Origin of the sequence: Leptospira kmetyi serovar Malaysia str. Bejo-Iso9, from assembly GCF_000243735.2 — a bacterium.
Lineage (GTDB): Bacteria > Spirochaetota > Leptospiria > Leptospirales > Leptospiraceae > Leptospira > Leptospira kmetyi.
Genome location: NZ_AHMP02000003.1, coordinates 1,117,713 through 1,138,160, shown reverse-complemented (window position 1 = coordinate 1,138,160; position 20,448 = coordinate 1,117,713). Strand labels below are relative to the sequence as shown.

Annotated in this window: 21 protein-coding genes; all 21 read left to right on the top strand. The window is 42.5% G+C overall.

What is annotated here, in order from left to right:
- Positions 1-2 precede the first annotated feature (2 nt).
- Genes LEP1GSC052_RS07670 through rfbG form a run of 21 tightly spaced genes read left to right on the top strand, consistent with a single transcriptional unit; the run spans position 3 to position 20,448 of the window.
- Positions 3-1,049 (top strand): nucleotidyltransferase family protein, encoded by a 1,047-nt coding sequence (locus LEP1GSC052_RS07670; RefSeq protein WP_010575214.1) that lies wholly within the window; start codon positions 3-5, stop codon positions 1,047-1,049.
- A gap of 14 nt (positions 1,050-1,063) precedes the next feature.
- Positions 1,064-2,221: an N-acetyl sugar amidotransferase gene (locus LEP1GSC052_RS07665; RefSeq protein WP_010575213.1), complete on the top strand. Its 1,158-nt coding sequence runs from the start codon at positions 1,064-1,066 to the stop codon at positions 2,219-2,221.
- Positions 2,222-2,233: 12 nt separating this feature from the next.
- A complete protein-coding gene (gene hisF / locus LEP1GSC052_RS07660; RefSeq protein ID WP_010575212.1) occupies positions 2,234-3,004 on the top strand; it encodes an imidazole glycerol phosphate synthase subunit HisF in 771 nt (256 codons plus the stop codon).
- Positions 2,991-3,638: an imidazole glycerol phosphate synthase subunit HisH gene (hisH, locus tag LEP1GSC052_RS07655; protein ID WP_010575211.1), complete on the top strand. Its 648-nt coding sequence runs from the start codon at positions 2,991-2,993 to the stop codon at positions 3,636-3,638. Before hisF ends, hisH begins: the two co-directional genes overlap by 14 nt.
- Entirely contained in the window at positions 3,635-4,321 is a 687-nt protein-coding gene (locus LEP1GSC052_RS07650; RefSeq protein WP_010575210.1) for an acylneuraminate cytidylyltransferase family protein, read from the top strand. The genes hisH and LEP1GSC052_RS07650 overlap by 4 nt, the downstream gene beginning before the upstream one ends.
- A 21-nt stretch (positions 4,322-4,342) precedes the next feature.
- Positions 4,343-5,536, top strand: coding sequence for an LA_1612 family putative O-antigen biosynthesis protein (locus tag LEP1GSC052_RS07645; protein ID WP_010575209.1), 1,194 nt, complete (start codon positions 4,343-4,345; stop codon positions 5,534-5,536).
- A gap of 51 nt (positions 5,537-5,587) precedes the next feature.
- Positions 5,588-6,589 carry a UDP-N-acetylglucosamine 4,6-dehydratase (inverting) gene (gene pseB / locus LEP1GSC052_RS07640; RefSeq protein ID WP_010575208.1) on the top strand — a complete coding sequence of 334 codons (1,002 nt, stop codon included), beginning with the start codon at positions 5,588-5,590 and terminating at the stop codon, positions 6,587-6,589.
- A 23-nt stretch (positions 6,590-6,612) separates the two neighbouring features.
- Positions 6,613-7,323 (top strand): pseudaminic acid cytidylyltransferase, encoded by a 711-nt coding sequence (gene pseF / locus LEP1GSC052_RS07635; RefSeq protein WP_010575207.1) that lies wholly within the window; start codon positions 6,613-6,615, stop codon positions 7,321-7,323.
- 44 nt (positions 7,324-7,367) lie between these two features.
- On the top strand, positions 7,368-8,234 hold the full coding sequence (locus LEP1GSC052_RS07630) for a dTDP-4-dehydrorhamnose reductase family protein (RefSeq protein WP_010575206.1): 867 nt from the start codon (positions 7,368-7,370) through the stop codon (positions 8,232-8,234).
- Between the two features lie 11 nt (positions 8,235-8,245).
- Entirely contained in the window at positions 8,246-8,938 is a 693-nt protein-coding gene (locus LEP1GSC052_RS07625) for a PIG-L deacetylase family protein (protein ID WP_010575205.1), read from the top strand.
- A 52-nt stretch (positions 8,939-8,990) separates the two neighbouring features.
- On the top strand, positions 8,991-10,025 hold the full coding sequence (locus LEP1GSC052_RS07620; RefSeq protein WP_040913377.1) for an N-acetylneuraminate synthase family protein: 1,035 nt from the start codon (positions 8,991-8,993) through the stop codon (positions 10,023-10,025).
- 17 nt (positions 10,026-10,042) lie between these two features.
- A complete protein-coding gene (locus LEP1GSC052_RS07615; RefSeq protein WP_010575203.1) occupies positions 10,043-11,233 on the top strand; it encodes an ATP-grasp domain-containing protein in 1,191 nt (396 codons plus the stop codon).
- Positions 11,234-11,260: 27 nt separating this feature from the next.
- Positions 11,261-11,920 carry a class I SAM-dependent methyltransferase gene (locus tag LEP1GSC052_RS07610; protein WP_010575202.1) on the top strand — a complete coding sequence of 220 codons (660 nt, stop codon included), beginning with the start codon at positions 11,261-11,263 and terminating at the stop codon, positions 11,918-11,920.
- Positions 11,917-12,714 (top strand): amidohydrolase family protein, encoded by a 798-nt coding sequence (locus LEP1GSC052_RS07605; protein WP_010575201.1) that lies wholly within the window; start codon positions 11,917-11,919, stop codon positions 12,712-12,714. The genes LEP1GSC052_RS07610 and LEP1GSC052_RS07605 overlap by 4 nt, the downstream gene beginning before the upstream one ends.
- Entirely contained in the window at positions 12,711-13,745 is a 1,035-nt protein-coding gene (locus LEP1GSC052_RS07600; RefSeq protein WP_010575200.1) for a 4-hydroxy-2-oxovalerate aldolase, read from the top strand. Before LEP1GSC052_RS07605 ends, LEP1GSC052_RS07600 begins: the two co-directional genes overlap by 4 nt.
- Before the next feature lie 21 nt (positions 13,746-13,766).
- Complete coding sequence (locus LEP1GSC052_RS07595) at positions 13,767-14,777, top strand: glycosyltransferase (protein ID WP_156892110.1); 1,011 nt, start codon at positions 13,767-13,769, stop codon at positions 14,775-14,777.
- A gap of 47 nt (positions 14,778-14,824) precedes the next feature.
- On the top strand, positions 14,825-16,588 hold the full coding sequence (locus tag LEP1GSC052_RS07590; RefSeq protein ID WP_020986508.1) for an LIC12162 family transferase: 1,764 nt from the start codon (positions 14,825-14,827) through the stop codon (positions 16,586-16,588).
- Positions 16,589-16,629: 41 nt separating this feature from the next.
- Positions 16,630-17,340: a class I SAM-dependent methyltransferase gene (locus LEP1GSC052_RS07585; protein WP_020985814.1), complete on the top strand. Its 711-nt coding sequence runs from the start codon at positions 16,630-16,632 to the stop codon at positions 17,338-17,340.
- Positions 17,341-17,356: 16 nt separating this feature from the next.
- A complete protein-coding gene (locus LEP1GSC052_RS07580) occupies positions 17,357-18,580 on the top strand; it encodes a glycosyltransferase (RefSeq protein ID WP_020986180.1) in 1,224 nt (407 codons plus the stop codon).
- Between the two features lie 9 nt (positions 18,581-18,589).
- On the top strand, positions 18,590-19,357 hold the full coding sequence (rfbF, locus tag LEP1GSC052_RS07575) for a glucose-1-phosphate cytidylyltransferase (RefSeq protein WP_010575195.1): 768 nt from the start codon (positions 18,590-18,592) through the stop codon (positions 19,355-19,357).
- Positions 19,357-20,448, top strand: coding sequence for a CDP-glucose 4,6-dehydratase (rfbG, locus tag LEP1GSC052_RS07570; RefSeq protein ID WP_020986380.1), 1,092 nt, complete (start codon positions 19,357-19,359; stop codon positions 20,446-20,448). The genes rfbF and rfbG overlap by 1 nt, the downstream gene beginning before the upstream one ends.

Genomic DNA, 20,448 nt, shown 5'->3' with positions numbered 1-20,448 from the left:
TTATGACCACCGCTTGGCACAACGCCTTATTACCTCTTACTTCTTCGATTCAGGATGTGATTCGAAATTTAGACGAGTCAGCTTTGCAGATCGCACTGATCGTTTCCGAAAACAACCAATTGATCGGAACCATAACCGACGGCGATATTCGCCGCGGCTTGTTGAGAGGGTTGGATTTAAATAGTCCGATCGAATCGATCGTCTTCCGAGAATCTCTTGTGGTCACTCCGCAGATGAGCAGGGACATGGTGATCCAGTTGATGCAGGCGAATAAGATTCATCAGCTTCCGATTGTCGACGATCGAAGAAGTGTGGTCGGACTTTATCTTTGGGACGAGATCTTGGCTCCTTCTCAAAGGCCGAATACTTTCGTAATCATGGCCGGAGGAAAGGGAACTCGCCTCATGCCGCATACGGAAAATTGTCCGAAACCTCTTCTTCCCGTAGCCGGTAAGCCGATGCTCGAACACATCATCAGCAGGGCGAAGTCGGAAGGATTTCATAAATTCTCCATTGCGATTCATTATCTCGGTCACATGATCGAAGAATACTTCGGAGACGGAAGCAGATTTGAAGTGAGCATAGAATATATAAAGGAAGAGGAAGCGCTTGGTACCGCCGGTGCGTTGAGTTTAATCGCGAAACTTCCTTCGGAACCTTTTTTGGTAACGAACGGAGACGTGATGACTGATATACGTTATGGAGAACTTTTGGACTTCCACGTTAGACACGGTGCGAGCGCGACGATGGCCGTTCGTCTTCACGAATGGCAACATCCGTTCGGAGTGGTGAGAACAAAAGGCGTCGATATCGTAGCCTTTGAGGAAAAACCGGTTTATAGAAGTCATGTAAACGCGGGAATCTACGCCTTGAATCCGGACACGTTATCCTCGTTGGAACCTAAAACTCATTGTGATATGCCGACTTTGTTTTCGAGACTGAACGCCGAAGGAAATAGAACGATCGTGTATCCTATGCACGAGCCTTGGATCGATGTTGGAAGGCCGGACGATCTAGAAAAAGTAAATTCAATAGAAGCAGATATATAAGGTAGATAGTATCAATGGAAAAACGAAATTTAATAAAGTTATACAACCTTCCCGAAAAGGTAGTCTTTTGTAAAAAATGCACCGTTTCGAACCAAAGACCGAGAATCACTTTCGACGAACACGGAGTATGTTCCGCTTGTAACTTCGCCGAATTTAAAAAGACCCAAATCGATTGGAAACAAAGAGAACAGGAGCTCGTTGAACTTTGTAAAAAATACAAAAAGAACAACGGAGAATACGATGTGATTGTTCCTTGTAGCGGCGGAAAGGACGGCGGGTTCGTCGCTCATCAGCTGAAGTATAAATACGGAATGAATCCTTTGACCGTAACCTGGGCGCCTTTGAAGGCGACGGAAATCGGAAGAAAGAATTTGGATAGTTTTATCGCTTCCGGATTTGATAACGTTCTCGGAACGCCGAACGGAAAAGTGACGAGAAGACTTACGAACCTGGCTTTTACGTACTTAGGCGATCCGTTTCAACCGTTTATCTACGGACAAACGAACTATCCTATGCACATGGCGATTAAACATAACGTTTCTCTAATTATGTATGGGGAAAATGGAGAAGTTGAATACGGCGGCGATATGAAAAACGCCTTTAAACCGAATCGAGAAATACAGGATCATGATAAACATTATTTTTCCGGACTTCCTCCCGAGTTTTGGAAAGACCACGGCGTCAGCGAACAAGATTTAAGACCGTTTATGGCGCCCGCATACGAGGACATTCTTAAGAACAAAACCGAAATTCATTTCTTGGGTTATTATAAATTTTGGGATCCTCAGGAAAATTTTTATTACTGCCAAGAGAATACGGGCTTCACACCGAACTCCGAAAGGTCCGAAGGAACCTATTCTAAATACGCGAGTTTAGACGATCGAATCGACGGCTTCCATTATTATTTGGGTTATATCAAATTCGGAATCGGAAGAACTACCTCGGACACGGCTCATGAAATTAGGGATCATAAGATCACTCGAGAAGAGGGAGCGGCCTTGGTAAAACGATACGACGGTGAATTCCCGAAAAAACACTACCAGGAATTTTTGGAATACTGTTCCATCACCGACGAGGAATTCAACGAAGTCGTGGACAGTTGGAGATCCGATCATATTTGGGAAAACAAATCCGGAGAATGGAACTTAAGACACAAGGTTTGGGAAAGTTAAGATTCGTTCAATATGAGAAAAGTTCGACTCATTGCAAGACTGGATATAAAAGGTCCCAATCTGATCAAAGGTGTACACCTAGAAGGGTTGAGAGTCATAGGTTCTCCGGCGGAATACGCTCATAAGTATTATCATCAAGGGGCCGATGAATTAATTTACATCGACTGTGTCGCGAGCTTATACGGAAGAAATAATTTAAGCGAGATCGTGGAGGATTCCGTCAAGGATATATTCGTACCGCTTACGGTTGGTGGGGGAATACGATCCGTAGATGACGCCACACGTTTGCTTCGGAGTGGAGCCGATAAGGTCGCGATCAATACCGCGGCCGTTTCGAATCCGAATCTGATTTCCGAAATATCCAGAAAATTCGGAAGTCAGTGTATGGTTTTATCCGTACAAGCGAAACAGATCGCAGATAAAAAATGGGAAGTTTATACGGACAACGGAAGAGAAAGAACCGGCTTGGACGTGATCGAATGGGTGCAAAAAGCGGTGGAGCTCGGTGCCGGTGAAATTTTATTAACTTCGATCGATCGCGAAGGAACTCGAAAAGGTTTCGATACGGATCTCGTCCACTCGGTAACGAAAGTAGTTTCGGTGCCCGTAATCGCAAGTGGCGGAATGGGAACTCCCGAACATCTGATCGACGTGGTAAAAAACGGAGAAGCGGATGCGGTTGCGATGGCCGACATTCTCCATTATGATCGATCTACGATCGGTGACATTCGTAAAACGGCGGAATCTTCCGGAATCGAGGTGAGACACTATGTTCTCTCGTAAAGTTTTAGTCATCGACTACGGAGTCGGAAATCTGCTCAGTGTTAAACGCGGTTTCGAATATTGCGGAGCCGACGTTGAAATTTCCTCCGATCCCGAAGTTATCTACAAAGCTCCTCATGTCGTGCTACCCGGAGTCGGCGCGTTTGCAAACGCGATGGTTGCATTGAAAGAACGTTCTCTCATAGAAGTCATACAAAAGATCGCCCATAGAGGAACACCTTTGATGGCTATTTGCCTCGGAATGCAGATGCTCATGGACGAAAGCGAAGAATTCGGAATCACTTCCGGATTGGGACTGATTCCCGGAAGAGTGGTTCCGATCCCCGCTCTTACGAAGGAAGGTGCTTCGCACAAGATTCCGCATATCGGTTGGAACGAATTGAAAAAGCCGACCGAAACGGCGGAATGGAATAACACAATATTAGAAAATTCTCATGAAGGAGATTCGGTTTACTTCGTTCATTCTTTTATGGCGAAGCCGATCGATCCAAATCATAGAATCGCCGATTGTGTCTACGGAGGACATTCGATTGCCGCCGTGATCGGATATGAAAACGTGGTGGGTTGCCAGTTCCATCCCGAAAAAAGCGGCGAAGTTGGTTTAAACCTCTTAAAAAGGTTTTTAAAGTTTTGAAATTGTTGACCGTCATTCCCGCTCGAGGGGGGTCAAAACGTTTACCCGGAAAGAACATAAAGATTCTCGGAGATAAACCTTTGATCGCTTGGAGCATCGAAGTTGCGAGAGGAATTCCCGAAATATGCGATATCCTAGTTTCCACGGACGATCCGAACATTGCGGAAGTCGCAAAGAAGTTCGATGCATTGGTTCCCTGGTTAAGGCCTCCCGAATTGGCGACCGATGCTTCCAGTTCCATCGACGTTGTCTTACACGCTTTACGTTGGTACGAGAAGGAAAGGCAGAAAGTCGACGGTTTGATTTTGCTCCAGCCGACTTCTCCGCTTCGCAAAAAAGAATCCGTAGAAAATGGAATCGATCTCTTTGTAAAAAACGAAGGAAAGAAAACGGTTCTCGGAGTAAGTCCCGCGAATCCGCATCCTTTGTGGTGTTTCAAATTGGAAAACGGGATTTTAAAGCCGTTTCAAGAAGGCGGCGGTCTTCATTTGAGATCCCAGGATTTACCTCCTGCGTATTCCGTAAACGGATCGTTTTATCTAACACCCAAGGATCATCTGATCGATCAAAAGAATTTTTACACGGACGATATCATTCCTCTGATTTCCGAATCGGCGGCGGAGAATGTGGACATCGATACCGAGTCGGATTGGATCGAAGCGGAACGTTTCTTGAAGATTTAAGAGAATTAGGAAATTTGAATATTGTTCCTTAAAATCGTAAATAAAATCCGAAATCAGTTTCTTTTCTTTTTTAAGTCCGAGAAAGAATGGACCTTTCCCAAAAAAAGCGATTTGGTTTTTTACGACTTTGTAGGTTACGAGGCATTCGAAAGTTATATTCAAGTATATAATCCCACGATCCTATACATTCGAGGTGAAAAGCTCAACGTTCCGATCTTTCTTGCGGCTTTCTTCAAAGGGAATATCGGTTTACAAGGTTATATAAACGAATTTATCCGTTCCGTAAAGCCTAAGTTGGTTCTGACTTACATCGACAACAATCCGAAATTCTACGAATTGAAAAAGTCTCATCCGGATATCATTACTATGTTCGTGCAGAACGGTTTTCGAGGGGAGATCGGAGACGTTTTCGGATATCTCACTCCACAAGAGAATTATAATGTAGATTACATGCTCACTTTGGGCGTCGATATCGGAGAAAAATATTCCGGATACATTCGGGGAAAATCGGTTTCCATAGGTTCTTTTAAGAACAATAAGGTTCCGAAAAAGAAATCGAATCCGGTTTCTAAAATTAATTCCATTCTTTTTATCTCCCAATATATCAAACGTCCTGAAAATGAAAAGGAACCGTTTTACGTAGAGGCAAACGGCTCCGTATATTACTGGGAACAATTCTACGAGACGGAATTGATCTTGTTGCCTTTTCTCAAAAGGTATTGTTTCGAGAAAAATCTTTCTATCAAAGTTTGCGGTAGAACGAAAAAAAACGATCCGGACGAATTCAATTTTTATAAAAATTATTTCGACGGATTGGATTGGGCTATGACTTCGCACGAGTCCCTTCTTTCGAGTTATGAGCTGATCGATTCGGCTCCGGTTACTGTTTTTGTGGATTCGACATTGGGATACGAGGCTTTGGCTCGAGGAAAAAAATCCGCGGCCTTTACTTCGCGTTGTCGTTCCTTGAAAAACGATTCTTATCGATTCGGATGGCCGGGAAAGTTGCCCGATAACGGTCCTTTTTGGACCAATGATCTGGACGTTAAAGCTTTCAAACGGGTTTTGGATCATACGATCGAAACATCCGAGGAGTTGTGGCAAGTCGAACTGAAAAAATCAGGATTCGCCAGAGTCGTTGATTTTGATCCGAATAATTCCCGCTTCCGGGATTTGCTGGATCAAATATTAGTAAAAACGAATTCTCTAAATTAGTAATTTTTAAAGTAATGCGTTAATTGGAATCTAAATTTTTGGAATATACGAATGAGTAAAAGTAAGTCGATTTTAATCACTGGTGGAACCGGTTCGTTCGGTAAAGAGTTTACGAAAAGGATCCTTGCCGATTATCCCGATGTTAAAAGATTGGTGATTTATTCAAGGGATGAGCTGAAGCAGTACGAGATGTCTCAGGAATTTCCAGAGAGTAAATATCCTCAGATTCGTTATTTTATCGGGGATATCCGCGATCGCGAGAGAATCACGAGAGCTCTGGAAGGAATCGATACAGTGATTCATGCCGCCGCGTTGAAGCAAGTACCTGCGGCCGAATACAATCCGTTTGAAGCGATTAAAACCAATATTATCGGCGGACAAAATCTAATCGAGGCGTGTATCGACCGCGGAGTGAAGAAAGTGGTGGCTCTTTCCACAGATAAGGCCGCGGCACCAGTGAATTTATACGGAGCTACGAAACTCGCTTCTGATAAACTTTTCGTCGCCGCGAATAATTTTAAAGGTTCTCACGATATAAAATTCTCAGTAGTTCGTTACGGAAACGTTATGGGGAGCAGGGGTTCGGTGATTCCGTTCTTTTTAAATAAGAAGAAGGAAGGCGTTCTTCCGATTACCGATGAAAGAATGACAAGATTCAACATCACTTTAAAAGAGGGTGTGGATCTCGTTCTGTTCGCACTCGAGAATATGTGGGGCGGAGAGATTTACGTGCCGAAAATTCCAAGCTATAGAATCTTAGACGTCGCCGCGGCCGTCGCACCCGAGTGTAAAACGGAGATCGTGGGTATTCGTCCGGGTGAAAAGATTCATGAAGAGATGATTACCGAAACCGACGCGCTCAGCACGATCGAATTCGATAAGTATTTCGTAATATTACCTTCTTTTAAACCGACTTGGTCGATCGACGAATTTAAGAAATTCTTCAAAGGAGACTATTGTAAGCAGGGATTCCGTTACAATAGCGGGGAGAATACGGAATGGCTGACCGTGGAAGAATTGAAACAATTGATCAAGGACTACGTAGTCGTTTGAGAGTTTTGAAATCATAGGTCGAAATGAAAAAACTTTGCATCATTACGGCTCGGGGCGGTTCGAAAAGGATTCCACGTAAGAATATTAAGAATTTTTACGGGAGGCCGATCATTTCTTATCCGATCGAACTCGCGCTTAAGTCCGGATTATTTGACGAAGTGATGGTTTCCACGGACGATCCGGAAATCGCGGAGATCTCCAAAAGTTATTCCGCGAAGGTCCCGTTCTTTAGAAGCGAGAAAAATTCGAATGATACCGCGGGAACGGATGCGGTTTTGTTCGAGGTCATCGAAGAATATAAGAAATTGGGAATGAACTTCGAATACGCCTGTTGTATTTATCCGACCTCTCCTTTACTGACTCTCGAAAAATTGGAAGAAGCCTGGAAATTACTTCTTTCCAAAGACTTGGATACGGTTTTTTCCATGATCAAATACGGTTCTCCGATACAAAGGGCGCTTCGACGAAACGAAGAGGGATTGGTTTCCATGTTTCATCCCGAAAATTTAACGAAACGATCTCAGGAATTGGAGCCGGCTTATTATGACGCCGGTCAATTCTACTTTTTTAATATTCAAAGATTTTTGAAAAAAGGTAAACTCTGGACCGATCATAGTTCCGCGATTCTTTTGGACGATATGGAAGCGCAAGACATAGACAATGAAGAAGATTGGAATCTCGCGGAGTTTAAGTATAAGTTCAGAATGCAGTCGATCGAGTCTCGTAACGTCTGAATTCTAATTTTCGTTTTTTATAATATTATTTCGATCCAATACCGATGTCTCAAAAGACCATTTTAATCACCGGTTCCGAAGGTTTGCTCGGATCCTCCTTAGTTCCGTTTCTAAAGAATCTAAACTACAACGTGATTCGTCATAGCAGAAGCGGCAGCACCGAAGCGATCGGGGATCTTGTGGATAAGAAGATCGTATGGAACGTGTTAGACGATCATACTCCCGATTTTATCGTCAATCTCGCCGCGGCTACGAACGTGGACGAATGCGAAAGAAAACCGAACTACGCGTACTTACTAAACGTAAAGATTTTAGAAAACATAGTCTCTTGGATTCAGTCGAAACAATCCAAAGCGCATTTGATTCATGTTTCGACGGATCAGGTTTACGACGGTAAGGGACCTCATCTTGAAGAAAACGTCGAGTTGACCAATTATTACAGTTTTTCCAAGTTTACCGGAGAGTTGGTTGCGCGCTCCGTTTCCAGTACGGTTCTAAGAACTAATTTTTTCGGTTACAGTAAGAACGACATCAGACGCAGTTTTAGTGATTGGATCATCGAATCCGTCGACGGTGATAAGGAGATTACGGTATTCGAAGACATTCGTTTTAGTCCGTTGTCCCTTTCCACTCTCGTTGAAATGATTCACAAGGTACTTTTAAATCCGAATCCGGGAATTTATAATTTAGGTTCCGTCGACGGAATCAGCAAAGCAGACTTCGCCTATAAGCTTGTCGACATTCTCAAGAAATCGAAGGAAAAAATCAGAAAAGGATCCATCTTCGATCTCAACTTAAAAGCGTATCGACCTCGCGACATGACGATGAACGTTTCGAAGTTTGAAAGGGATTTCGGTACTCGTCTCCCGAAAGTGGAAGATGAAATATTAACCCTTTTACAAAAAGGATAATCGTTTTCACAATGAGAAAAATACTGATTATAGCGGCGCATCCCGATGACGATATTCTCGGCTGCGGAGCCTTTATCTTTAAACATAGAAACGATTGCGAGTTCAGAGTCGTTTTTATAGCGGAAGGAAGCACTTGTCGATTCAGCGCGGATCAGATTCAGTCTTCGGAAGCTCTCAAACAAATCGAAATCAGAACCGCTTCCGCTAAAAAAAGTCTCGAGGTTCTCGGGGTAAACGATTATAAATTTTACGATCTTCCCTGCGGAAGATTGGATCAAGTTCCGATTATCGACATTAATAAAATCATAGAAAACGAGATCAAAACTTTCAAACCCGAAACCGTGATGATCCATTCCGAAACGGACGTGAACAACGATCATCGTATCGTCGCTCGTTCTCTTGCGATGGCGGCTCGTCCGGTTTGGCCCGATTGCGATTTGAATATACTTTCGTTCGAAGTGCTTTCCACAACCGAATGGAATCTTACCGATCCGTTCGTTCCCAATTTATTCGAAGAAATATCCGAGGATTGTCTGAAGAAAAAGTGGGAAGCATTAGAATGTTATTATACCGAGATAAAAGAATTTCCGTATCCTCGATCCTACGTCGGCTTGGAAACTCTCGCAAGATATAGAGGAATGCAATCCGGTTTCAAATTGGCGGAAGCCTTTAAAATCATTCGATGGAAAAATAAGTTTCAATAATTCTCGGCTTCGATTCGAGAAATTTATAACAATTCAGTTGCAGGGTAAACGTTTGAGCAAAGAGATCAAAATAGGAAAACGGACGATCGGAAAAGGACATCCCACGTACGTAATCGCGGAAATCGGAACGAATCACAATCAGGATTTGAATCTCGCATTGGATATGATCTCCATGGTGAAAGAAACCGGTGCCGACGCCGCTAAATTTCAATCGATTCAATTTTCGGAATTGTATGTAGAGAGTCTGGAAACGAAGGACTTTCGAGAATGGTTTCGGCAAATCGAATTGGAAGAATCCTGGTACGAAGCCTTAGCGAAACGATGCGCAGACGAGGGGATTGACTTTTTATCCTCGCCGACATATGCACCGGCAGTCGATCTTTTGGAAAAGGTAAACGTTCCCGCGTATAAATTGGCTTCTCCGCAGGTGCAGGCGAATCTGAAAGTCGTGGAACGCGCGGCGCAAACGATGAAACCTTTGATTCTTTCGGTCGGTTATTGCGAATACGGAGACATACAAAGGGCCGTCAATCTTTGCAAATCGGTCGGCAACGATTCTTTGATTCTGCTTCATTGTAATTCCAAATATCCGGTGAAAGCGGAAGAATCGAATCTATTATTCATACAAACATTGGCCGCAATGACGAACGAGTTGACCGGTTACTCGGATCATTCCATGGGAACTCATATGAGCGTTGCAGCAGTGAGTTTAGGTGCTTGTATCATAGAGAAACACGTAACGACGGATCGGAATCAGAAAGGCCCCGATCATCCGTTTGCAATGACCTTTCGGGAATTTAAGGAGATGACGGAGCAGATCCGTGAAGTGCAGGTCGGACTTGGAACAGGCGCTCGTCTTCATCTTCTTCCCGAAGAATGGGAAAGCAGAAGAAAAGTGGAACTGAAGGCGGTTTCTCGCAAAGCGATCAAAGCAGGAGAAATCTTGTCCGATGAGAATATGATCTTCTTTCGTTCCGCTCAAAAGGGCGTTTCCATCGATCAGATCGAGTTATTGAAGAATACGAAATCGAAACAAAACATTGAAAGCGGTCAGCTCATTCAATGGAAGATGCTTGAGCATATTTAAAAGAGGGAGAATTACACGTGAAAAAATTGATGATCATCGGCGCAACTTGGGAGCAGCTTCCTCTCATTCAAACCGCTAAAAGCAAAGGTTATTACGTAGTTGCCACCGATGCAAACCCCGAAGCGATCGGATTACAATACGCGGATGTTACGGAGAATTTAGATCCAAGAGATTTGAGTAAGGCGTTAGCGATCGCTAAAAAACACCAAGTGCAAGGAGCCGTTGCGGACGAATGCGATTATTCCCATTACGCCGCGACTTACGTAAACGAAACCTTAGGTTTTCCAACGGACGGAATCGCAGCGGCGCAATTCACCACGAATAAAAGATGGATGAGAGAAAGATGTAGGGAACACCACATTCTTCAACCTCGTTTCGTAGCTTGTAGAACTTTGGAAGAAGTCGAAGCCGCAGCGGAATTGATCGGACTTCCCGTCATCGTTAAACCTACGGATAACAGAGGTAGTTTCGGCGTTCATAAGGTAGAAAAGAAAAGCGATTTGAAAGCGGCTTATCTGGATTCTTTATTGAACGCGCATTCTCGGGAAGTACTCGTCGAGGCTTTCATTGAGGGAATCCATCTTACCGTGGACGGTTGTATGGATCAAAACGGAGAACATCATAACTTAGCGATCGCATCCAAAAAAGTGACACCGGGTGACAAGCCGATCATTACGGAAGTTCTTTATCCTGCGGCAATTTCTCCCGAATCAATCGATCATGTTTTAAAAACGAATTCGGCCGTCATAGAGGCCCTTCAAATCAAAAGGGGAGCGACACACTCTGAATACGTTTTGGACGATAAGGGACGTTGTTTCTTATTGGAAACTGCGACTCGCGGAGGAGGGGTTCTTACTTCCGCAAAAATCATACCGGAAGTGAGTAACGTAAATATCTCCGAGTTGATTATCGCAAACGCTATGGGCGAAAAATATTCCGTAAATCTTTCCTTTAACCGAAAGGCCGCGATGTTGACGTTCTTTATTTTTCCGCCCGGCAAAGTGAAATCCATCGAAGGTTTGGATAAGGTAAACGAAATGTCCGAAGTCCTTCACATTCAACTTTCCATAAAACCGGGAGATACTTTGTCACCGATGCAATCGGGCGCCGATAGACACGGCTTTGCGATCATCACTTCGGAAGACGTTCAATCTCTTCAGAAATTGCGCGAAACGATTTTTAATTCGATTAAAATTCAGTATGAGTGATCGTTAAAATAGGAACGGAATTCAACGATGAATTTGGATGAATTAAACAACGTAGATAAAAAGTTAATCGAAAGATATTCCACACGATATCAAAAGTTCGGTCAAGATCCGCGCACTCTCGGTTGGGATAATAAATCGAACCAGGAAATTCGTTTTCAAAATGCGGTTCGAAATTTGGATATTTCCGATAAGAAAGTTTTGGATATCGGTTGCGGTTTCGCCGATTTCAATCAATTCTTATTGGACCATTCCGAAGGGAAGAATTTTGAGTATTCCGGGGCCGATATAAATCCGGATCTGATCGGAGAATGTAAAAAACGATTTCCAAAAAGCAAGTTCGAGATCGTGAACATCCTGAGCGAACCGGGTCGAATCCAAGAAAATTCCTACGATGTAGTTTCCATGTTCGGAGTTTTAAACTTTAAGTTTTCCGAAATTCGAAATTTAGATTTTGCGAAAGGTATGATCGAGCAGGCGTTTCGTTATGCGAAAGAAGTATTGGTCGTAGACATGCTCAGTCATGTCTTAGACGAGAAATATCCGCCCGACGATTTCGTTTATTATTACGATCCCGCCGAGATGTTAAAGTTCGCCTTTACTTTGACCCCGCATGTTAGTCTGATTCAGGATTATATTTCGATTCCGCAGAGAGAGTTTGTTTTACAATTAAGGAAAAGCCCACTATGATTATCGATATGTTCATTCATCCCATTCTCAAACCGAGTGAAGCGGATCTGTTCAATATAGATCCGAATAGCGTTTCGGTCGTCGGGGATCATTTAGAGGGAGCATTTAAGAAGAATGATATCTCGCACGGTGTGATTTGTTTTTTCGATATTAAATTCTTAAAGAACGGATCGCACTTGAATGCGTTTCGTCAATCGAGAAACGATAGTTTATATTCTTATTCTTATCTAATCGATTTTAGAGATCCGGAATGGTTGGATTCCTTGACCTTAGCCGCAAAAGAAGGTTTTAAATCGATCACGTTCCATTCTTACCTACAGGAAATCAAAGAATCCGATTTCGATAAGGTTCAAACGATTTGTATCGAAGCGGAAAAATTAGGTCTTTACATCAACGTTTGTTCTGCGTTCGGCAGTAAGAAGATCTATAAGTATTACAGTCTTCCTTTGGCCGTTCATATTTTGGATGCGGTATCTTGTCCGGTCTTATTGGTTCATGCGGGTGGTGGAAAGTTAATCGAGGCGTTACAGATCGCAGAAATGTATCCAAACGCGTATTTAGAAACCTCGTTTTCGGTTACGTTTTGGAAGAATAGTAGCGTAGAAATGGACTTGGCTTACGGTATTCGAAAATATGGAGCGGATCGTTTTATGTTCGGCTCCGATTTTCCGTTCGTGTCCTTGGAAACTGCGATCGAAGATCACAATCTATTCTTTAAAAAATTCGGCTTCGGTCAAACCGAGATCAATCAAGTGATGTTTCAGACTTCGAAAAAAATATTAAACTTAAAATGATAAAAGAATTCATAAATAGTTTTCAGCATCCGATCCTACTCGATTGTACGATTCGAGACGGCGGTTACGCGATTAATTTCCAATTTTCGGCACGGGATACGCGGAACATCAGTTCCAATCTTGATAAAGCCGGGATTCGCTTGATCGAAGTGGGACATGGACTCGGACTCGGAGCTTCCAATCCTTCCAACGGAATCGCTTTCGAATCGGATGAGGATTATATTTCCACCGCTAAATCGGTTACTAAAAATTCTTTTATAGGCGCTTTTTTTATTCCGGGAGTGGGTAAGAAGGAAGATATCAAAAGGGCGAAAGACGCAGGTCTGGATTTTATCCGAATCGGAAAGGACGTCACCGATTTAGAAGCTACCAAAAGTTTCATAGAATATTCTCAAGAGTTGGGATTGCACGTTAGTTTGAACATGATGAAGTCTTACGCGGTCAATTCAACGGAACTTGCTAAGATTATAAAAAACATCAAAGGCTGGGGTGTGGATGCGATTTGTTTAGTCGACTCTGCCGGTTGTATGTTGCCTGAACAAATCAGCGAATATGTATCCGTGATTCGCGATCATTCCGAAGCGCCTGTGGGATTTCACGGTCATAACAACTTGGGAATGGCGAATGCGAATTCTCTCGCAGCATTAAAAAGCGGAGCGAAATTCGTAGACGCCACGTTACGCGGAATGGGTAGAAGCGCCGGCAACGCCCAGACGGAAGCGATGGCGTTTATCTTTCAAGAATACGGTTTTGATACCAACCTTGATCCGTTTCTATTATTGGAAATGTCCGAAACCATCATAGAACCGTTGATGTTGTATCCTCAAGGTTTAAGTTCTATGGACATCGTGATCGGAATTTCTAAGTTCCACTCGGGACATCTTCCTCGTTTTAAGCGTATTCTCAAAAGATACGATGTTGATTTGCGCAAGTTGATTATAGGTGTGTCCAAGGTAAATTGTATCAATCCAAGCGACGAACTGATCGAGTCCGTAGCTAAGGACTTGGCAAGAATCGATGAGTTTAGTTGAACGAAAACGGATTTGGAAAGAATGAATATCGTTAAAAATAAGAAGGCCGTTTTTTTTACAGAGACCGGAGAAGGAATCGGATACGGTCATTTGATTCGTTGTGAAGCGCTTCGCAATTCCTTAGAGATGCGAGGTCTCGAAACCGATATTTGTATGTTCGTCCGGGATTGGCCAGAATTCAAATACGAACGTTCCACATTTCAGAATTGGATGGATATGAACGTGCCGATTCCTGCCGGAGATATCGCCGTCGTAGATTCATACATATCGAATTCGGAGGCTTTGAAAAGAATTTCGGAGAATTTTTCCTATACCGCAGTCATAGATGATTTCAACAGGATTTATTATCCCTTCGATCTAATCGTGAATCCAAACGTTCACGGTTCCGAGATTCAATATGACGGGCAAACCGCTAAAGTAATTTCAGGAAATCGTTATACGATTCTAAGACCACAGTTCAAGGACAGACGAAACGATTTTGTAGTTCGGGAAAAAATTCAGAAAGTAATTCTTACGAGCGGGGGAAGCGACTATCGACATTTGATTCCAAAATTTGCGACGTTCGTAAACCAATATCCGGATATTGAGTTTATCGCCCTGGCGGGAATCGACGAATATGCGGATGAATTGAATCGAAAATATCAAATTCCGAATTTGAAAATTCTGAGAAAACTGGACGCGAAGTCTATGATCGATCTCTTATGTACTTCCGATCTTGTCATAACAGCCGCGGGACAAACGATGAACGAACTTGCCTTTCTCGGTATTCCGTTTGTCGCGATTTGTATCGACTACGACCAAGTGAATAATATAAAATCATTCTATGATAGAGGTTGTATTCGAGAAATACTCAACTGGGACGATTCTTCCCTTTTGGAAAAAGTTTCCGAATCGATCGAGGTTTTAAAACCAAAGTCCGAAAGAACGAAAATATACGAAGTAGGGCGCTCTCTCATCGATGGAAAAGGGGCGGACAATCTCGCGGCTCAGATTTTGGAATTTTCCTCGGAAACGGCTTCTCATTTCGGATAACGCGTCTTGCTTCGATAGTAGTTCTTCCTCCTTTTTATTTTTCAAAATTGAAACGATATCTCGTAACGACCGCCGACGAACGGACTTGGAAAAAAGACGTTCCCATTTTATTTTTAGGCGAATGGTGTAGACGTTATGATCGAAAACATGTCTGGAGCGCTTTGGACTATGAAGTCGCTCTTCCCTATGGAGTGGATCCGAACGTAAAAAAGAATGACTTTGATTATTTAGAAAGTTTAAGATTGGTTTTTTTAAACGAAATTACGGAAGCCTTGAATCAACTTCATTCCGTTTCGTATTCGACCCGTTATTGGAATCTCGTATTGGGTCATTGGATCTTAAGATATCTTCGAGTTTTTTACAATCGTTATAAAACCATGGAGCAGGTTTTGGATCGTTACGAAATTTCCGGAACGACCGAGTTGAAATTTGACGATTACGATTTAGCGCCGAACGATTCCATTGGTTTTATTTTAGATGTCGGTAAGAACTTTTGGAATCACAATGTTAACATTGAAATTCTCAAATTTTTTAATTTTTCCGCGTTTGAGGAAAGTTCTGAATCCGCAAAGGAATTGAATGCCATAGCTCATCCGATAGTTAAACCTTTCTGGAAAAAGGTCATCGTATATTTTCTAAATCGAGTATTGCCGGTCTTTGCAAGAAACTCGGATGCATTTCTCGTTAATACATATCTACCTATCCAGAAGGAAATACTCTTACAATTGAGTTTAGGACAAATTCCTCAATTCTGGAGACTACAAGAATTACCGGAATGGACTGTCGATAAAACTCTTCGTAGTTCCGTTCGAATTGAAGAAGATGGTAAGCAAGATTTTGAAACCTACGCAAGAAGAAATATCTTAAAGGTGTTACCTCGATGTTTTGTAGAAGGGTTTGAGGAATTATTGCAAACGTCTAAAGAAATCAATTGGCCGAAAAAACCTCGTTTCATATTTACTTCCAATAATTTCGATACGGATGAGTTGTTTAAAGTATGGGCGGCCGAAAAAACGATCCATGGTGTTCCTTACGTAATCGGACAACACGGTAATAATTACGGAACTTTACGCGGTATTCAGAAATCCCCCGAACTTGTAAGTGCCGATCGATTTATCACTTGGGGATGGAGCGCAGATCGGAAACATATCCCGGCTTTCGTTTTTACTAAATGCGGCGAAAAAGAAAAAAACCACGATCCGCAGGGAGGACTTTTGTTAATCGAATTTCCTCCGGCGATTCGACTTGGTCCCGAGGATTGTTGGTTTGATTTTACAAAATACTTTGAAGAACAATTATATTTTTATAAAAGTTTACCGGATAGGATTCGTGAGAAGACGATCGTAAGGCTTCACAATTCGTCTAAAAATTCCGATTGGTTTGATGAGAATCGCTGGAGAGATTTCGATCCGAACGTTCATATCGATTCGAGTCATTTAAAATTAAATGAATTGATTTCGAAATCTCGTGTGGTCGTACATTCTTATGATTCTACCGGAATTCTAGAAACATTAAGTCTTAATATTCCTACTCTTTGTTTTTGGAGAAACGAATTTACCCACGTAGTCGAAGAAGCTTTACCGTATTATGAGAAATTACGGGAAGCCGGCATTTTCTATTCATCCATGAGCGATTTAACGGATTTTCTCTCAAAACGTTGGGAAACGATCGACGCTTGGTGGTACAGCGAGATCGTTCAAGCCGCGAGAGTCGTTTTTTGCAATCAGTATGCGAGACGCGTTAAAATGCCAGTATCAATACTACGACATATATTGTTGAATTCTACGAATCATAAGTTCTCTGATCCGTAGAATGACCGAATTCGTATTCCAATTGAAGGAACTTGCATATAATGTTTAGAAAAGAAAAAAAAATGGTCTGGGGAAGAGATTATAAAGGTCTGCCGATAAGGGCGGATTATAGAGTCCACGACCTTTGTTTTGAGCTGATTCGAGAAAAATTAGGCAATTTGGAAAAATTAAAAGTTTTGGATATTGCGACCGGTAGCGGAGCCTTTGCTCAAAGACTCTCCGATTCGTTTCCATCCTGGTCGATCAGCATTAACGATTTCGAAAAACAAGCTTTGATCAAAGCGAAGAAAAGATTCTCACTGGATCTAAATGAAGAATTTAGTAAGAAGATCTCCGAAACAAAATACGATCTGATTGTTGCTATAGAAATTCTCGAGCATTTGGAAAATCCGTGGAACTTTCTTAGGAATTTAAGAAAACTACTTAAGCCGAACGGTATTTTAATTATCACGACCCCGAACGGAGATTCTTTTTTAGATCGTGTCTTTTATATAACGGAAGGACATTCCTTGTATTTTGGAGAGAGTGGATATGAAAATTCCGTTGGTCATATAACGGAGGTTCCGGATTGGTTATTTAGAAAGATCGCGAATTCCACAGGTTTTCAACATCTGCAGCTATACGACTCGATCGATTCTGAACCTTTGCTTGGAATTAGAACTCGCTTCAAAATTTGGTTCATCCGGATCTTATTCGGATGGTCTATGAAAAATAAAAATTCAAGATCCATAAACGTTTATCGCTGTAGTTAAGATCATTTAATACTCAATGAACGTTCTTTTCTTTTCAGACGAATACATAAAATCAACAAAGGGAATGTATCGGGTTTGGAGTTGCCAGGCTCTTGAATCGAGCGCTCACAATCGCGTAACGATTTTACTGAATCGTGAACATTGGGCCTTTCCGGAAACGAAAGAACTTTTCAGGAACATCAAGGAAGTAAAGATAGAAAGACTAAACGTTAGACTTCCGGAAGAATGGATCAACAATCGTTTGGAGACTTTCTCGTCTAACTTGATGGGAAAGATCGTAAGGAAATTCCTATATAACGTAACAACCTTTCTCTCAAGCCCCTTTTTCCTGCTTATTATTCTTCTCAAAGTTCGAAAGATAAAACCTGACGTTCTTTACTGTCATAGCGGCGGATGGCCGGGTGGAAAGCTCAGTCGACTTTTGATGATCGCATCAAAGATATTGAATATTCAAAATCGGATTTTGGTGCTTCACAACTTTCCGGCGAAACAAGGGAAAATCTTAAAATTGTTATATTCTTTCCCGCGATGGGTTCAAGCAAAAACGATGGAATTTTCCGCGACTGAAATCGTAACGGTATCAAACGCTTTGAGGGACGTTTTAGAAGCCGAAGTCTTTGGAAGAAAACTCAAGAGGATCTACAACGGTCTTCCGGTCGATTCTACCGTTGATGAACCTAAGAAACTAAGTTCTTTACATTGGAAACCCAAAGAACGAAAAGTTGTAGGCTTCATCGGTTCTTTAGCTCCTCCGAAAGCGCCCCATACTTTGGTGCAGGCTTTTGAATTCGTAACCGCGAAGTGTGAGCTGGCTCTTTTGGGTCCGGGCGATCCGACTTATATCGATTATTTGAAGCAGATATCAGCTGCTTATAAAAACCCCGTTAGTTTTTTAGGTTTTCATAACGATGTGAATCAGTTTTTAAAACAAGTGGATTTACTCGTCGTTCCTTCTTCTCATTTTGAAAGTTTCGGAATGGTGATTCTGGAAAGTATGAGAATGAAAAAACCGGTAATATGCACTGACTTCGGCGGAATGAAAGAAGTTGTTGCGGACGGAAAAACGGGAATGGTCGTCCCGGCCAAAGACGTGAAGGCTATGGGAAAGGCGATCGATCATTTGCTTAAGAATCCTAAAATAAGTAAAGAAATGGGTCTTGCCGGTTATAAACGCTTCCTCGAAGAATTTACTTCTTCAAAAATGAATTCTGAATACGAAAAACTTTGTACAATTGTTTAAGGAAATTGAATGAAAACTGTATTGCTTTGCGGTGGTTTGGGAACTCGTCTGAGTGAAGAGACGACGATAAAACCGAAACCGATGGTGGAAATCGCCGGAAAACCGATTCTTTGGCATATAATGAAAATTTACGAACACTACGGGTTCGGAGATTTTATATTAGCGTTAGGTTATAAAGGTGAAGTGATCAAGGATTACTTCCTAAACTATCACGCGAGAATGAGCGATCTCACTGTCAGCTTAAAATCCGGAGGAGTGGAATACTCGAATCCTACCGCTGAAGATTGGAGAGTTCAATTGATCGATACCGGAGCTCTCACTATGACCGGCGGAAGATTGTTACGTCTTAAAGATCATTTAAAAGAAACCTTTATGGTAACATACGGAGACGGGGTTTCCAACGTTGATATTCAAAAACTATTAAGTTTTCATAAGTCCCATGGAAAACTCGCCACAGTGACCGCAGTTAGACCGCCGGTTCGGTTCGGCGAATTGTCGATTTCAGGCAATCAAGTCATTCGATTTCAGGAAAAGCCGCAAGCGGAAGAAGGATGGATCAACGGAGGATTCTTCGTCTTCGAACCGGAAGTCCTGAATTATATAGCAGATGAATCGACTATGTTGGAAAGAGTTCCTTTGGAAGCGCTCGCTCAGGCGGGCGAGTTGATGGCTTACCATCATCACGGATATTGGCAGTGTATGGATACTCTTAGAGATAAACACACTTTGGAAGAGTTGTGGCTACAAAATAAAGCTCCTTGGAAATTAAGCCCTTAATGTTTCAGAATATATATAAGAATAAAAGAATATTGATCACCGGCCACACGGGGTTTAAAGGATCCTGGTTGGCCGTATGGTTACAATCCTTAGGCGCGGAAGTCGCCGGATTCTCCTTGGATATTCCGACTTCTCCGAACCATTTCGAATTGTTGGATCTAGGTAAAAAGATCAAAGATTATCGAGGAGATATCCGAGATCGAAACGTGTTATCGAATGTCATCGACGATTTTAAACCGCAGATCATCTTTCACATGGCGGCTCAAGCTCTCGTAAGAAAGTCGTATCAAGATCCGACCGCAACCTTCGAGACGAACGTAATGGGGATGGTAAATCTACTCGATATCGTTCGAACCAGAAGTTGGGTAGAAGTCGCGGTTTTAATCACAAGCGACAAGGCTTATCGAAACGACGAGTGGTGCTGGGGATATCGTGAAACGGATGCGTTAGGCGGTCATGATCCTTACAGCGGCTCGAAAAGTTGTGCGGATTTGGTCGCACATTCCTTTTATCATTCCTATTTTAAGGAATCGAATACGAGAATCGCGATTACAAGAGCCGGTAACGTGATCGGCGGAGGAGATTGGGCCGCGGATCGGATCGTTCCCGATTGTATCCGCGCTTGGTCCGCAAAAGAATCGGTTTCGATTCGAAGCCCTTTGGCAACTCGTCCTTGGCAACACGTCTTAGAGCCGCTGAGCGGCTATTTATTGTTAGGCGCTAAGTTGTATGAAGGTCAAAAGGATCTGATCGGAGAGGCCTTCAACTTCGGACCGGATGCGAACGTGAATCAGACCGTTTCAGAATTGTTGGACGCGATGGTCGAAAGATGGCCCGGAATGAAGTGGGGAGTTCCCGAAGGATTCGAGGGAGGAGGCAAGGAAGCCAACCTGCTGAAACTTTCTTGTGATAAGGTTTTGTTTCATCTTAAATGGCAAGCCGTTTTGGGTTTTTCGGAAACCGTGGACTTTACCGTGAATTGGTATCGAAACTGGTTGGAGAAAAAAGAGAACGTCTATGACTTCACGCTTTCGCAGATCAATCTTTATTGCGAGTTAGCCTCCAAAAAGAATTACGTTTGGATTCGTTAA

Bases quoted from the DNA above. Each gene is read 5' to 3' on its own strand.
- hisF (WP_010575212.1), top strand. From the start codon at position 2,234: ATGAGAAAAGTTCGACTCATTGCAAGACTGGATATAAAAGGTCCCAAT.
- LEP1GSC052_RS07580 (WP_020986180.1), top strand. From the start codon at position 17,357: ATGAACGTTCTTTTCTTTTCAGACGAATACATAAAATCAACAAAGGGA.
- LEP1GSC052_RS07670 (WP_010575214.1), top strand. From the start codon at position 3: ATGACCACCGCTTGGCACAACGCCTTATTACCTCTTACTTCTTCGATT.
- pseF (WP_010575207.1), top strand. From the start codon at position 6,613: ATGAAAAAACTTTGCATCATTACGGCTCGGGGCGGTTCGAAAAGGATT.
- rfbG (WP_020986380.1), top strand. From the start codon at position 19,357: ATGTTTCAGAATATATATAAGAATAAAAGAATATTGATCACCGGCCAC.
- LEP1GSC052_RS07600 (WP_010575200.1), top strand. From the start codon at position 12,711: ATGATAAAAGAATTCATAAATAGTTTTCAGCATCCGATCCTACTCGAT.
- pseB (WP_010575208.1), top strand. From the start codon at position 5,588: ATGAGTAAAAGTAAGTCGATTTTAATCACTGGTGGAACCGGTTCGTTC.
- LEP1GSC052_RS07610 (WP_010575202.1), top strand. From the start codon at position 11,261: ATGAATTTGGATGAATTAAACAACGTAGATAAAAAGTTAATCGAAAGA.
- LEP1GSC052_RS07595 (WP_156892110.1), top strand. From the start codon at position 13,767: ATGAATATCGTTAAAAATAAGAAGGCCGTTTTTTTTACAGAGACCGGA.
- hisH (WP_010575211.1), top strand. From the start codon at position 2,991: ATGTTCTCTCGTAAAGTTTTAGTCATCGACTACGGAGTCGGAAATCTG.
- LEP1GSC052_RS07585 (WP_020985814.1), top strand. From the start codon at position 16,630: ATGTTTAGAAAAGAAAAAAAAATGGTCTGGGGAAGAGATTATAAAGGT.
- LEP1GSC052_RS07605 (WP_010575201.1), top strand. From the start codon at position 11,917: ATGATTATCGATATGTTCATTCATCCCATTCTCAAACCGAGTGAAGCG.
- LEP1GSC052_RS07625 (WP_010575205.1), top strand. From the start codon at position 8,246: ATGAGAAAAATACTGATTATAGCGGCGCATCCCGATGACGATATTCTC.
- LEP1GSC052_RS07665 (WP_010575213.1), top strand. From the start codon at position 1,064: ATGGAAAAACGAAATTTAATAAAGTTATACAACCTTCCCGAAAAGGTA.
- LEP1GSC052_RS07630 (WP_010575206.1), top strand. From the start codon at position 7,368: ATGTCTCAAAAGACCATTTTAATCACCGGTTCCGAAGGTTTGCTCGGA.
- rfbF (WP_010575195.1), top strand. From the start codon at position 18,590: ATGAAAACTGTATTGCTTTGCGGTGGTTTGGGAACTCGTCTGAGTGAA.